The following is a 15606-nucleotide window of genomic DNA, read 5'->3' as shown; positions in this document are numbered from 1 at the left end:
TAGTAAAAAAACGTCTAAACTAACCCCTAATTCGTCGCAAAATTCAACTCTCAATTTTTCACTTCCTTTGTTAATAAATTTCTGAATAATAATTATTACATTTTTTAATGTAATAGTTATTATGTTAAATTTGAAAGAATTAATTTGTAAAATTAACATGATGAAAATTACTAAAAATGCTTGTTCGCTTATTTTTTTTATCGCTGTTTTCACAGTAAACGCGCAAATTAGCACCTCCACAGGTGGTGGCGGAAATATTTTGCCAAACTCACCGACTTCAAATACTAACGTAGGAATTGGAACAACTAATCCCACAGCAACATTAGAAGTTAATGGAGATATTAAAGCTAAAGCAGGAATATTTAATAATAGTATGCCAAATGGATCGATCTTCTCTTCTTACGATGAGAGAAGTGCTAAATGTTTAGTGTTTTCCGGAGGAAGTTCATTAAATACAGATGCTAATTCAAATATTAGAATGCTCCGTTTTTATGATTTTCCTCAATCAAATTTAGATGCTAAGTCTATTTTATATTTAGTTATTAATGATAGGCTTGATAATGAGAGATTTAGGTTTTCTGCTGCAACCGGTGGTTTTTCGCAAATTTTAATGTCTGACAAAAACAAAGCAGAGATAATGAAAATTTATGATGATGGAAATGATAATGTATATGTGCATTTTCCTAAACCAAATTCTAGAGTGGTTATTGGAAATTGGGGAAATTATTTACCAGAACACAAATTTGTAGTTTCAGGAAGCGCAAAAATAGAAGGTAATATTTTAACCGATGCAAATATTGGGATCGGAACTTCAAACTTTACAGACGGTGCAGATACCTACAGACTTTCAGTAAAAGGAAAAGTTAGAGCGGAAGAAGTAAAAGTATACAACACTTGGGCCGATTATGTTTTTAATCCAAATTATGCATTACCAAGTTTAAAAGAAGTTGAAGCTTATATTATTAAAAATGGCCATTTGCAAAATGTTCCATCTGCAAAAGAAGTTACTGAAAACGGTTTAGCGCTTGGTGAAATAGCAAAAATTCAACAGGAAAAAATTGAAGAGCTAACACTTTATCTAATTCAGCAAAATAAAGAAATTGAAGAGTTAAAAGCACAGGTCAAGCTATTGTTGTCACTAAAAAAACAATAAGATTACTATTTTTAAAATGAATTATGTATGAGATATTATATTGTAATATTAGTATTCGGATTTTCTTTTTTGATTAAAGCACAAACAAAACTAACTTTTAATTATGATCCGGCAGGTAATCAAATTTTAAGAGAATTATGTTTGTCAGGTTGTTCTACATCTGCAAAACAAGAGACAGAGATTAAAGAAATTGAAGCATTAAAAGAAGAAGATTTATTAAAATTTTCGCCTGAAGATGTTATTTCATATTATCCTAACCCTGTAAAAGAAGAGTTATATATCAAATGGCAACTTCAGGAAAATAATTATATCACTTCTATACAGGTTTTTTCTTTGACAGGACAATTGCTAAAAAACTATCAGCTAGCTTTGAGAAATGACAATCAAAACATTCCTTTTCAGGAATACCCTAGAGGAGTTTATTTAGTTGTATTGTATTATAGCAGTGGAGACCAAAAATCTATTAGAATCATCAAACAATAAAGTTTTATATGAAACAATTTTACTTTTTTATCCTCATTTTAATAACACATATTTCTTTCTCCCAAAATTTTACTGATACTAAGGGAGAGCTACAAATTTCAGCCTCTGGGACAGCAACATACAATTTGCCAATTGCGATTCCTCCAAGCATAAAAAGTGTTGCCCCAATTATCAATCTTACTTACAGTAGTGGAGTTAGAGGCGGTATTGCCGGACAAGGCTGGAGTATCAACAGCATTTCGGCTATAAGCCGTATTGCTACTCGTAGGGATATCGATGGTTTTGTAGACGGTGTCGATTTTGATGATAATGATAAATTATCGTTGGATGGTCAGCGTCTTTTAATAAAAACAGGGACATATTGGGCTAGTGGGTCAACTTATGAAACTGAATTTAAAAGTAATACCAAAATTGAATTAAAAATTGAAGGAACTACGACTTATTTTGTTGTTACAGGTCCAGATGGTTCAAGAAGCTGGTATGGTTCAAAAGGTTCCGGGAGTTTACAAAATTCAACTTCTCTTAATTCATGGTATATTGTTCATTATGAAGATCCAAATGGTAATTTTATAGATTACAATTATAAAACAGTTACTTATAGTGGGTCTAATCAGTTATATATCGACAATATTACTTTTAGCGGCAATGAAAGTGCAGGAATTGCGGTACAGAATAAAATTTCTTTTACCTATAGGGATTCAAGAAGAGTAGAACGAGATTATTTAAAGGGGCTTCCTGTTTATGCTACTAAAATATTAGAAAATATTCAGGTAATTGCTAATAACACTTATTTTAGAACGTACGTACTTTCTCACACTCCAGATATGGATTTAGGTTATGAACGTTTAACTAGTATACAGGAAAAGAATGGTTTTAATGAAGAATCGAATCCTGTAGTTTTTAATTATGATTCAAGCCCTAATAATCAACAGAGAACAGAAAAGGAATATACGAATACATTGGCTTTTGACAAAACAGAATTGGCAGGTGATTTTGATGGTGATGGAAGATTGGATTTTGTTGCCAATAAAGGAGTTTATACTAATTTATTTAATGGAAATACAGGAAATAGTCCTGTTCAATTACCCAATATTCCTTTTGATGGACAGTATGCTACGCAAAAATTTGCAGCTACTTTACTTACAAATAATAAAATAAATCAATTTCAGTCGATAGTTGTACCTCTTGAAAATATTAGTAATGTTGAATTTAAGTCATATGATTTAGTAAATGGTATATTAGTAGCAAGTACCATTAAGACTGTTCCTATGGATAATGCTGTTTTTTGCGATAATAGTTTAAGTGGAATTGGAGGTAATGCACCAGTCAATTGTCCAACTCCTAAACAAAGAAATTTAGCGAATAACTATTTAGAGGGAGATTTTAATGGAGATGGAATTTCAGATGTTTTAGTTCTGGCGCTTACTGAGAAAAATGTATATGGTCCAGTACCGGGATCGAATACTTTTGTTTGGACTTATTCAAAATCGGCAAACATTACTAATGTCAGATTTGTTGATTTAAACCCAAATGTTTTAACTGTAAATAATACAAGTGGTAATACTATATTAGGAGGTGACCTGGCTTATTTATTTAATGGAAAGCGGATGGTAGCAGATTTTAATGGGGATGGTAAATCAGATATACTTGTGTTATCAACAACTGGCGGTTATTCTATATTAGGCGTGAAACAGCTTACAGCAGCTCCATGGGGACAAATTGAGTTACTTGGATCAGGAACATTAGATCAATATTCTTCAACAAAACAAATGCTGCTTGGTGATTTTAATGGTGACGGAAAAGCTGACATTATGCTGCCTACAAGTGAAGGTGGATCTGGTCAGCAGCAGTGGAATATTTACTACAGTAATTCAAATCCAGTAGGGGGTAATTTTTTTATAAAAGAATCTCTTGATATTGTCGAATATTGGCCTGATACGGGAAGCCATTACGATACCCAAAGACATTGGAGCAATTATTACGCAATGGATATCAATAAAGATGGCAAATCAGATTTAGTTCGCGTAAGGAGAAAATATTATAAAGCTTCATGGACAATTAACAACCATGACACAGAATGGCAGGTTACTGCCTATTCTAATAATATAGGTAAAACTATTGGATCGGGTTTTAATTTAGCTTATGATTCGGGTATTTTAGATTCTAAATCTCCGGATATTCCAATTCCAATTACTTCCAATTATAAATATCAAGGAGCTAATACTGATTTAGTAATTGTTCGTGGAAATAATAATATAATTGAGTATTATCAATTTAATAAAAATGTTGATACAGAAAATCGACTGATATCTGTAACAGAAGCAAGTGGTAATATAAAGCAGACCATTGAATATAAACCAATGGAATCAGTTGGAGGTGGGTTAGGAAGTGCTTATTCGGATTTTTATTCATCAGAAAATATAGCAACTTACCCCAACATAGAAATCATCAGAAATTCCCAAAGTTATCTAGTCTCTAAATTAACAGCTACAATTAATGGTGTTTCGAAGTATCAGGATTTCAGGTATAAAGGTTTTGTGTCAAACTTTAATTATGGTACTGTCGGTTTTACAAGAACCACTAGAAGTAGCTGGTATCTGCAAGATTCAGATGTAAAAATATGGACAACACAATATAACGATGTTAATTTAAGAGGAGCCAATACCATTACCTGGACAAGTACCGATGCTTTGACGGTTTTTGGTGCAACTCCTTCAGGATTATTGAGTACCAAAACGAATGATTTTGCAACCTATACAAAAGGTGGTGGCGATGTTGTTTATTCAACTCCTGTTCAGGATAATATTACTATTACTGATCCTGTAACTACAGGTCAAACTTATAAGGCAGGTAATTCTATAACGGCATCATCAAAAATAAATGATGATTTAGTGGTTAATTATCAAGCGCCTCAGATCATTTTAAAAGATGGGTTTATCGCTAGCGGTTCTAATAATACTGTATTTATAGCTTCACCAACAGTAGTTTCACAGAGTGCAGGTTCTCCAAATTCAAATAGCAGTGTTTATAATATTTTGTTAACCAAGCAAACTATTCAGGATCATAATTCAGGAATAAAAACTGAAACAAATTTCACTTATGACGGAACTGTTGAGAGTAATAATTATTATGGCTTAGAGATTAGAAATGTCACAAAGCAATATAGTGGAGCAACCTTACAAGGAACAACTACCACTGATACAGAATATGAAAGTAATCCGACAGGAGCAGGGACTACCTATTATATTGGTCGACCTAAAAAAGTAAATACATCAAAAAACATATATACAGGCGATACCCGTACCTCTCAGGAATCATATACTTATACCGGAACAAATTTAAGCAGAACCGAAAAGAAAGGTCATAATACATATCCAATAATTGAGGATATGACCTATGATTCTTTAGGTAATTTGTTAACTAAAACCATTAGTGCTCCCGGAGCTCCAACTCCGCCAGCTCCAAGAACTATAAAAGATGAGTATGATACTACAAAGCGATTTGTTATAAAGAAAACAGATCATCAGCTATTTGTTACTGATTTTGTTTACAATAATCAAGGTCAGGTTACGCAATCAAAAGACTATTTAGGAGTCGTTAATGATTATGTGTATGACGCTTGGGGTAAGCTTACCAATTCGTCAACCCAAAATGTCGCCTCAACAGCCCTAACGTCGACAATTGTTTATACAAAATTAGCTAATGGAGGTTATACAACTACAACAACTACTAATACAGATGCCAAAACCATTGTACAATATGATGTTTTAGGCAGGGCAGTAATTACCTCTGCCAAAGGTTTTGCTGCTGGTACTTTAGTGTCAAAACAAGTTGTGTATGATGGATTGGGAAGAAAAACCAAAGAGAGTGAACCTTATTTTTCTTCTCCGGGAAAATGGACACTTTATGAATATGATTATTTAATGCGCCCTAAAAAAATAACATCACCAACAGATAAAATTCAAACATTTGATTATCCAGCCGGATTAACAACAACCAGTAATGATGACGGTAAAATCACAACAGTAACTATCGATGCCCTGGGCAATAAAACACAAACTACAGATCCTGGAGGAGCTGTAAATTTCATATATTATGCTAACGGACAATTAAAAGAGTCTGACTACCAAGGTAACAAAGTTACGGTTTCAATAGATGGATGGGGAAATAAAACAGCAATGACAGATCCAAGTGCCGGCACATATACTTACTCTTATGATGCTTTCGGACAAATTAAAACAGAAACTACTCCAAATGGTACAACTGCTTATTTGTATGATGATTATGGAAGGACAATCGAAAAAACAATAAATGACGCTAATACCAATAGCAAGACACTTTATACTTATAAGCCAAATACAAATTTCATACTTAGTAGTTCTTTTACAAATAATATAGAAGGGAATTCAATAAGTAATGCTTTCGAATACGATAATTACAATAGGATTAGTAAAACAATTGAAAGTACGCCCTATGCTACTTTTACGAAAGAATTATGGTATGATACCTTTGGACGTGCTGATAAGGAAACAGTAACAGCAGCTACTACAACCAAATCAAGTTCGAGAACCTTCAAGCATACTTATCAAAATGGTTTTCCATGGCAAATTGTAGATAATACTAATCAGCAAGTGCTATGGCAGGTAAATTCATTAAACGAAAGAGGACAACTAACAGGTGCTAGTTTAGGAAACGGTATGGTTGTTACCAATACATACGATCAATATGGTTATGCATCTCAGTTTAAATTTGACAGAACAGGTTCTAACCCTGGAAATGTTATGACTCTGACAACTGCTTTTGAACCTAAAAGAGGAAACTTAAATAATCGTACAAACAATTTATTTAACTGGAATGAAAATTTTAGCTATGATGAATTAGACAGATTATTAACTTACAACAATGTCGCGGCACAACAGCAAACACAAAGTTATGATGTAAAAGGAAAAATAACGCAGAATAATGTGGGAACCTATAATTATACTGTAACAGGAAAAACATATCAAAACAATTCTATTAATTTAACCCCCGATGCGTTAAGTTATTACGAAAATAGAGGTGCTGGTGCAAATTCGGCTTCTAAATTAGGAGTTGAAGTTACTTATAATACTTTCAAAAGCCCGGTAACAATAAAAGAACAAGGCCGTGATGGTTCTTATATTGATTATCTTAGTTTTACTTATAATGATGGTAATGATCGTAGTACGATGTTTTATGGAGGATCACAAGAAAATAAATTAGATCGCCCGCTTCGTAAACATTATTCCGGAGATGGAACAATGGAAATTAAAGAGAATAAAACAACAGGAACAGTAGAGTTTGTTACCTATGTTGGAGGCGATGGTTATAGTGCGCAAGTAGTGTTAAAAAGTGATGGTACAACTCAAAATTATTTATATTTACATAGAGACTATCAGGGAACGATTTTAGCAGTAACTGATAATACAGGATCGATAGTCGAAAAAAGATTGTTTGATGCATGGGGCGCTATTTTAAAAGTACAAAACGGAGCAGGTACAGATCTGACCGGGCTAACAGTTTTAGACAGAGGTTATACAGGCCATGAGCATATTCAAAGTGTAGGGATAATTAATATGAACGGCCGTTTATACGACCCAAAATTACACCGATTCCTACAGCCTGATAATTTTATTCAGGATCCCGCTAACACACAAAATTATAATCGTTACGGGTATGTTTTAAATAACCCATTAAAATATACAGATCCAAGTGGAGAAATTGTTATAGGAGCAGTTGTAATTATAGGAGCAGCAATAGCAGCATTAACCTACACGATTACTGCTTTAGTAGCAGATGTACCTTTTTCAGTTGGAGGCTTCATAAAAGCTAATTTTATTGGTGCAGCAAGCGCGGCAGTTACTTATGGTATTGGTAGTGCAGCGGGAACGATTAGTAATTTTTTTGTAAGGGCAGGAGTTAGTGCAGTTGCACATGGTGCTTTTCAGGGAACGATGACGTCTATTTCAGGAGGTAAATTCTGGAGTGGTTTTGCAGCTGGAGCAATTAGTAGTATTGCGGCAAGTGCCTGGAGTGGTGGTGGATCAACAAGTAGTTATAAAGGAGCTGGTAGTTTTGCAGATTCTGGAGTTGGTATGATTGCATTTGGTACTGTTTCCGGAGGTGTAGGAGCGGAGTTAACTGGCGGGAATTTTTGGCAGGGTGCTGCTACTGGATTAGTTGTTTCGGGGTTGAATCATTATATGCATATGATTGAAGAAAAGCAAAATTTAGACGCTTTTGCAAAAGAGAAATTTGGAGCTGACTACAAATCTAAATATGGTGTAAAAAATTTAAAATGGGGCAGTGAAATGAATAGACGAGGTATAATGACAAGTGATGGTCTTGCTAAATATGATTCAAATTCACAAATGATTACAGTTGGGAAAGATGAGGTAGGAGGTTTTAGCTGGGATGGAACCACATACATTTCGGATGGTGTTACAAGTTTCGGTTCTGAATTTTTAGAAGTAACCATAGGTCATGAATTTGTCCACGATTACCACAATAAAATTTTTAATGGTATTTACAATCATAACGCTTCTGAATATGCCGCATATAGGTATACAATAAATTACATGAAGGACAGTATTAGTTTAAAGCAAAATGTGCAAGCTTATACCGATCTTCAACGTAATTATGCTAATGGTGGAAATAGATATAATAAAGTACCTGGTCTTTTACCTTAAACAAAATATGAATGAAAAAGTTAATATATATAATTTGCACTTGTTTTTTAATAATGAGTTATAAACAAAAAAACAATTTTGAAAATATAAATTTCTATTATTTAGGATATGAAAGTAAAACATATTTAAATAATTTTGTTTTACTTCAATTTGAAATTGAAAATGTCTCAAATGATACGATTTATTTATCTGAAAAGAATATTGACTTAAAGATTTTTAAAAATAAAAAAAATATTAAAGAAGATAATCTTCCAATATATCTTCCATTTATTAGACCAACAAAAATTAAACAATTTAAATGTGAAGAGAAAGAAAAATATGTAAAAGTAATAGAAGAATTGAAAATCAAATTTGCAAACAAACTTTATGAGAAAAATTTTGCTTCAAATACTGTTTACAAAAATTATAAAGATTATATATTAGAAAATATAATTAACGACTGTATTGTTTTAATGCCTAATGAATCTATTAACTATAGTAAAGGTTTTTATTCTCAAAAATTCGATAAAACCTGCAAAGTATCTGTTAAATATACAGAAAAAAAGAGGTTTTCTTATTTTGTAGATAATAGTGGGAAAAGAGTTGATATTAATAATTAGTAAATCTATCTAAAAAGCAGAAATTCGAGTAATGCTCTTATTTCATGAATTTTATCATTCTATCAATTCATTTTTGGAATAATTGTCGATTATACGCAAAATAGATTTAGATAAGCGTTTGTTTTAAGAATTGTTAAGATTAATAACTATGAAATTCTCGTTCCTTATTTCTCCAAAATGTTAAAATGAAAAGCGCAAATGTCTCTGACTTTGCGCATTTTTTTGGCATATAAAGAAGTATATGTTGAAAGCCTGTAACTTTTGCCTACACTTCTTTATAAGATAAGTTAATGTAATAATATTGATAAAAATTTTCTAATCAAAATACCTAATTATTAATAAATTTCTTAACAATAAAAACAATGTTTGAATACTTAATTATGTTAAATTTGAAAGAATTAATTTAACATAACAAGAAATCACATGAGAAAAATTACCCAAAAAATCTATTCAGCAGCTTTTTTTCTAATTGCATTCACTTCTAGTGCACAAATTAGCACAGGTACAGGAGGGGCGGCCAGTATACTAGCTAATAATCCAAGTACAAATACAAACGTAGGAATAGGCGTTACCAACCCAAAAGCTAAATTAGAAATTGCAGGATTTCCGGCCATCAGTACTACTTATACTTTTTTGAATGAAGGTGATGGTTATGATAAGAGTAGATTATTAAATATTGGAACTTTAAGAGAAAATTCAACATCTACAAACGGTGCTAGATTATTAACTTTTTATGATGTACCTCCTTCCAATATTTCACCAAATGCAACAACTATGCTAGCTATAGAAGATAGACAGGATGCAAATAGACTTAGACATACTGCAATAGCAAATGGCTCGAGTTTTTTTAGGTTAAGTGATAAAACTCAAACAGCTTTTGTTGATATATTCGACGATGGAACAAATGTTTTTTTTGATTTACCTAAATTAGGATCTTATTTAACGGTTGGCGGTAGAGCTGTATGGCCTGTTGCACATAATTTTTGGGTAAAAACAGGAACATCAAAATTTGATCATGATGTTTTTATAGATACTAATCTATGTATTGGAACCTCAAGTTTTACAGATGGCTCAACAACTTATAGACTTTCAGTAAAAGGAAAAGTCAGAGCAGAAGAAGTAAAAGTTTATAATACATGGGCGGATTATGTTTTTAATCCAAATTATGCTTTACCTAGTTTAAAAGAAGTTGAAAATTATATTGCAAAAAATGGTCATTTACAAAATGTACCATCAGCAAAAGAAATTACACAAAACGGTCTTGAACTTGGTGAAATGGCAAAAATTCAACAAGAAAAAATTGAAGAACTAACGCTGTATTTAATTCAGCAAAACAAAGAATTAACCAAACAAAACACTGAGATTGAAGAACTAAAAGCTCAGGTAAAAATATTATTGGCTCAAAAAAAATAAGCATAGTTTAATAAATCATTTAAAATAATTAAATTATGAAAAAGATATATTTTTATATCGGGTTATTGTTGTTTACAACAACCACTTTTTTGGGACAGGACATTAATAATCATTGGCAATTAGGTAGAGCTGATTTGAACTTTAGTACAAATCCCGCTATTGCATCGACTATTTCAAATTCAGGGCAATATGGTAACGCATCGATTAGTGATGATTATGGAAATTTATTGTTTTACACAGATGGATTAAAGGTTTATAACAAAAATCATCAGGAGATGGTTATGAATTCAGGTTCGAATAATACAATTGGTGTTTTACAGGGATTTACTCAATCTCAACCAGTAGTAATTGTTCCTCATCCGGGTAATAATAAACAGTTTTTTGTTTTTACGACTTGTAATAGCGTTTTTATTGGCACAGGTACTAGTACTGGCTATTCTTATACTTACTATATCATTGATTTTAATGATACACAATATCCATTAGGTAAAATTATAAATCCAAATATTGCTCCCACACATTATTACAATATTTTAAAAGATAGTAGTGGTGATTTGCAATATGATTTTACATTTAGACCTTTAACTTGCGTGAAAAACAGCACTAATGATGGCTATTTTTTAATTGGGCAAAGGGCTTCTCCCACTGGGGTTAGATTATTGAGTTATAAAATAACAGCGAGTGGTTTTAATCCAGTACCCGTAGAAAGTGAAATAAATAACAGCATTGGTTTTCAGTATAGTAATTACAGTGATATTTTTCAAACAAAAGCGTTAGGTATTATTAAATTTTCTCCCAACGGTTTAAAATTAGGAGTGTTGGTAATATTAAATAAATCTATACAGAATGCAAACCAAAATACTTCAAGTAGTCGTTTCGGAACTTTTGATTTTAACAATACAACCGGTGTTTTTAGCAATTATACTTTAGTAGAAGACAATTCATCAACTTTAGGAGCAAGTGTAGATTTTGATTTTTCATCAGATTCTCAAAAAGTATATTTTGTACATGGAAATATTTATGTGAAAGATCTAACAAGTTTAACAACTCCTGCGAGGAATCTTTCAGAGTTTGGTAATGGATCTTCGATTCCGGCTTATTTTAATAGTATTCAAAGAGATAAAAATGATAACATTCTTGTAAGTTCGAATTCAAGTAATTTAAATAGAAATATCTACATTCATAAAATTGAAAATCAGAATGCATTTTCACAATCGTCTGTAATTTTAAATCATATTTCCTTGAATGGGAATGCGATACCTATAGGGAATTATTTTTTGCCACAATTAATTCCTGTCTTAGTCGCGCCATGTGTCAGTAATCTTGTAATTATTACAAATGTTGTTTCAGGAACAGATAAAAAACAGGCCTCAGGTACAATAGTAGCTTCAAATGTTATCAATAACGGAGCAAGCGCACTTTATCACGCGGGAACTTCGGTTACCTTAACTAATGGCTTTAACGCAATATCAGGCTCTACTACCAAAATCTATATTGAAGGTTGTTCAGGGAATTTTGCAAAAAAAACATCAACATCTGATGAAGAAGCAACAGACATATTAGGAAAAATTGATATTGATGGCATAAGGCTTTATCCTAATCCTAACAATGGAATTTTTGATTTAAGTTTAGGAAACGAAAGCAAAAAGGAAATCAATATTGAGATTTATAATGTTTTAGGTAATAAGTTTTACGATTCTAATACGAATGAGAATGTTGTTACTATAAACTTACCTAATTTACCTTCAGGTTTATATATTATAAAAGTAACCGGAGACAATTATAATGATACAGTAAAGTTTATAAAAAAATAGAGTGTAAATAAGGAGAGTGTAATACAACTCTCCTTTTTAATTTCCAGTCCATACATCTAAATAGCGCTGAGCAATTTTAATGTAATCATGTTCTTTCTCAACAAAATTTCTTGCACGTTTTCCTATTGCTATTATTTCATCCGGATTTTCTATTAAATATGACAATTCATTTACTAAATAGTCGACATCAGCAATGGCATTTACGCAAACTCTTTCCGTTAAATTATAATGATCAACAAAATCCTCTTCAGCACCAGTAAAAACCACTTTTCCTTTTGCCATGGCCTCAAGTGCATTATAACCTTGGTCACGGCTAAAAGCCTGATCTAATAGAATATGAGATTTGTTGTATAAATCAATATAGACAGGATAAGGAACTGTATTTGTAATTATGATTTCTACTTTATCCTGATATTTTTCTTTTATAATTTCTAATGCCTTTTCAAAATATGGTATTCCCTTCTGATGGTAGCTGTATTTATTAATGCCTAAAAAGATATTTATTTTATCTGCAATAATTAATTCCTCAAAAGTCAGTTTAGTAAAATCTATAGGATAAGGAATAAAACCAGAGAAAATAGGATATTTTTTTGTAGCATCTACATAATCAAAATCAGTAGCAATTAAACCGTTAAAAGTATCCATCATATATTGATGGATCTTAACATGTTCTTTTTGTAAATAATCCGAAAACCAATTGAATTCTTTTGAAGATTTTGAGCTTTCCAGAGAAGGTTGATAAATAGATTTATAGTCTTTACTTTCAGTATAAAATTTAAGAGTCATATAATCTAACCCGCAGGATAATAAAAAAAAGCGCTTATTATTTTTTACTATTTTTTTTATTAAACAGAGTTCAAATTTTCTTGTTGTTTTTATAGATGATTCGTTAACAAATTGTACGATGTCATAATTTTTTAATTTAGGAAGAAATAAATAAAAACGTATTCCGGATTCTAAACTCGCTAAATCAAATTTTAATAATCTATAAATCACTTTTCTGAGAATAGTAAAAATTTCTCTTTTAAAAAACTTTGGTTCATAGTTATAATCAACAGGATAACATCTGTAACCATTGCTGTTTCCTATCAAAACAACCTCGTGTCCCAGTTCGATTAAACCTTTCTTTAAAGAATTATGTAAAAGGCTGTATTCTCCAATAAGTAAAATCCGCATAAAACCGTATTATTTGAAAGAAGTAGTAAATGTAAAACAATTTGGTCACACTAATAAAGATGATTTAAGTAGAAAAAAAATTACATTTGTTTAAGCATAAAAACCATTTGGAAAAGATCTATACTATTAGCGATGTTGAAATTTTAATTTCTACAATGAATAGAGATTCATTAGATTTTTTGTTGCCGATGTTTCCGTTTTCGCATTTCTCTAATTTTACAATCTTAATTATTAATCAAACTACGAGCGAAAGAGTTTTAATTTCTGAATATTCAAATGTCAGAGTTGTAAATTCGTTGGAGAGAGGTTTGTCTAAAAGTCGAAATTTAGCCTTTGAAAATGCTATCGGAAAAATTCTTGTAATAGCAGATGATGACGTAATATATCAGGAAGAATTTCTTAGCAAAATAATAACCGCTTACAAAAAATTTCCACATGCAGCGGTAATAAATTTTTGTGCTATAAATTCAGACGGAAATTTGATGAAGAATTATCCTTCTCACTCTAAAAAAGATTTGAATACTTTTGATATTTTAAATACCAGCTCCATAGAGATAACGCTAAATAAATCAATTCTTAAGAAGGAAAAGATTCAGTTTGATGAAAATTTTGGATTAGGAGCTATTTTCGAAATGGGTGAAGAAGCTATTTTTCTGTTTGATTTTAAGAAAAAAAATAAGAAGGTTTTATTTGAACCTCAAATCATTGTTAAACATGAGAACCTTTCTTCTTCAGATAAAAAAAGTATTCCTGAAAGATATTATATACAGGGCGCATTATTTACAAGAATTTTCAAAAGGAACTATATTTTTTGGATCTTTATTAAATTATTTTTTGACTTAAAGCAGCGTAAAATAGAATTTAGAAATATCAAAAACGCCCTGGAAAGTGCCAAAAAAGGACATCAAAAATTTGAAAGAATGCAATATGAAAACAAATAATAAAGGAGTTCAAATTATATCAATCCCAAAAATAGAAGAACGAAGAGGAAATCTGTCTGTGATAGAAAATGACACAATTCCTTTTGATATTAAAAGGGTATATTATTTATATGATGTGCCAACAGGCTCAGAGCGGGGCGGGCATGCACATAAAAATCTTCAACAATTTTTGGTGGCTTTAAGCGGGAGTTTTGATGTTGTTTTAAATGATGGAAAAGAAGAACAAATCATTACCTTAAACAAACCATTTGAAGGCTTATTGATTAACTCGGGGATTTGGAGAGAACTTCGAAATTTTTCTTCAGGTTCAATTTGTTTAGTCGTAGCTTCAGAAGTTTATATCGAAGACGATTATATTAGAGACTTTGATGAGTTTATAAAGTATTCTAATTGTAAATAGAAAAATTAAAACCTTGTTTTCTCAAAAACTTTTTTATTTTTAATAAAAAGATTAAAACAAACCTCGGTAAAAAATATATTAATTTGGTTTTAAAAGGAATATTTTCTTTTAAAATATTTTTAAATAATTCTTTCGATTTTTTGTCATTCCCGGCAATTTTATATTGCAAGGCATATTCTAATCTGTAAGTATCAAGATATTTTTTTAGGCTTGGATTACTTTCTTCTTCTTGTTTATAATCCTTAAAATCGTTTAATTTTTTGTCTAATATTGGAGTTTTTGAAAGACTGTCTTCAATATAATGTAAGTAAGATGCTGTAACCTTATTGCTTATCGCTACAGGATATTTTGATGCAATTCGAATCCACATATCAACATCTTGCCCACTTGATATAGAAGGTTTAAAATAACCAGTTTTTTCAAATACACCTTTAGGTATTACAATTGAAGATGATGTAGCAATAGGATAAGGCAGGCTGGTTTCAAAATAATCTGGAATAATGCCTTCATAATCTGCGGAAATCCCTTTAAAATTTGGAATATCATTTTTTCCATTATTAAATACTAATTCATAACGTGAGGCAAAAATTCCGGCGTTAGGAAAATTTTGGATTAAGGAATCTAATATTTCTAAATGATTGGTCATCCACAAATCATCTGCATCCAAAAAAGCAATATGTTCATATTTCGCTTTTTCAATTCCGAGATTTCGGGCTACAGATGCGCCTTGATTTTTTTGGTTAAAAAGCTGTATGCAACTGTCGTTAAACTCTTTTACTTTTGTGACGCTATCATCTGTCGAACCATCATTTATTATGATAATTTCATAATCAGTAAAAGTTTGATTGAGAACACTTTTTAAAGTATTTTCAATATAATTGGCTTTGTTGTACAACGGAATAACAATCGAAAAGGCCATG

At 31.3% G+C, this 15606-nt stretch carries 10 protein-coding genes; 8 read left to right on the top strand and 2 right to left on the bottom strand.

Annotation, left to right across the window (positions count from 1 at the left end; all coding sequences use genetic code 11):
- The first annotated feature begins 157 nt into the window (after positions 1-157).
- From AC4FQ3_RS05695 to AC4FQ3_RS05670, 6 genes are all read left to right on the top strand, one after another.
- Positions 158-1153, top strand: coding sequence for a hypothetical protein (locus AC4FQ3_RS05695; RefSeq protein ID WP_491181192.1), 996 nt, complete (start codon positions 158-160; stop codon positions 1151-1153).
- A gap of 27 nt (positions 1154-1180) precedes the next feature.
- On the top strand, positions 1181-1636 hold the full coding sequence (locus tag AC4FQ3_RS05690) for a T9SS type A sorting domain-containing protein (protein ID WP_491181191.1): 456 nt from the start codon (positions 1181-1183) through the stop codon (positions 1634-1636).
- 8 nt (positions 1637-1644) lie between these two features.
- On the top strand, positions 1645-8343 hold the full coding sequence (locus AC4FQ3_RS05685) for an RHS repeat-associated core domain-containing protein (protein ID WP_491181190.1): 6699 nt from the start codon (positions 1645-1647) through the stop codon (positions 8341-8343).
- Between the two features lie 11 nt (positions 8344-8354).
- Positions 8355-8942, top strand: a complete 588-nt coding sequence (locus AC4FQ3_RS05680; RefSeq protein ID WP_491181189.1) for a hypothetical protein — start codon at positions 8355-8357, stop codon at positions 8940-8942.
- A gap of 423 nt (positions 8943-9365) precedes the next feature.
- Positions 9366-10355: a hypothetical protein gene (locus AC4FQ3_RS05675; RefSeq protein ID WP_491181188.1), complete on the top strand. Its 990-nt coding sequence runs from the start codon at positions 9366-9368 to the stop codon at positions 10353-10355.
- Between the two features lie 35 nt (positions 10356-10390).
- Complete coding sequence (locus AC4FQ3_RS05670) at positions 10391-12169, top strand: T9SS type A sorting domain-containing protein (RefSeq protein WP_491181187.1); 1779 nt, start codon at positions 10391-10393, stop codon at positions 12167-12169.
- A gap of 36 nt (positions 12170-12205) precedes the next feature.
- Here AC4FQ3_RS05670 and AC4FQ3_RS05665 read toward each other — a convergent pair whose 3' ends face one another.
- Positions 12206-13345, bottom strand: coding sequence for a glycosyltransferase (locus AC4FQ3_RS05665; protein WP_491181186.1), 1140 nt, complete (start codon positions 13343-13345; stop codon positions 12206-12208).
- 155 nt (positions 13346-13500) lie between these two features.
- Between AC4FQ3_RS05665 and AC4FQ3_RS05660 the strand changes: the two genes are divergently transcribed.
- Positions 13501-14286, top strand: coding sequence for a glycosyltransferase family 2 protein (locus tag AC4FQ3_RS05660; protein WP_491181389.1), 786 nt, complete (start codon positions 13501-13503; stop codon positions 14284-14286).
- A complete protein-coding gene (locus AC4FQ3_RS05655) occupies positions 14273-14686 on the top strand; it encodes a sugar 3,4-ketoisomerase (protein WP_491181185.1) in 414 nt (137 codons plus the stop codon). Before AC4FQ3_RS05660 ends, AC4FQ3_RS05655 begins: the two co-directional genes overlap by 14 nt.
- On the opposite strand, the gene AC4FQ3_RS05650 is transcribed toward AC4FQ3_RS05655, so the two are convergent.
- The gene (locus AC4FQ3_RS05650) at positions 14673-15605 is read right to left on the bottom strand and encodes a glycosyltransferase family 2 protein (RefSeq protein WP_491181184.1); all 933 of its coding nucleotides are present in this window, start codon (positions 15603-15605) and stop codon (positions 14673-14675) included. The genes AC4FQ3_RS05655 and AC4FQ3_RS05650 overlap by 14 nt on opposite strands.
- Position 15606: the final 1 nt, after the last annotated feature.

The organism is Flavobacterium sp. AK-345 (assembly GCF_058310175.1).
This window is presented reverse-complemented; position numbering and strand designations above follow the sequence as displayed.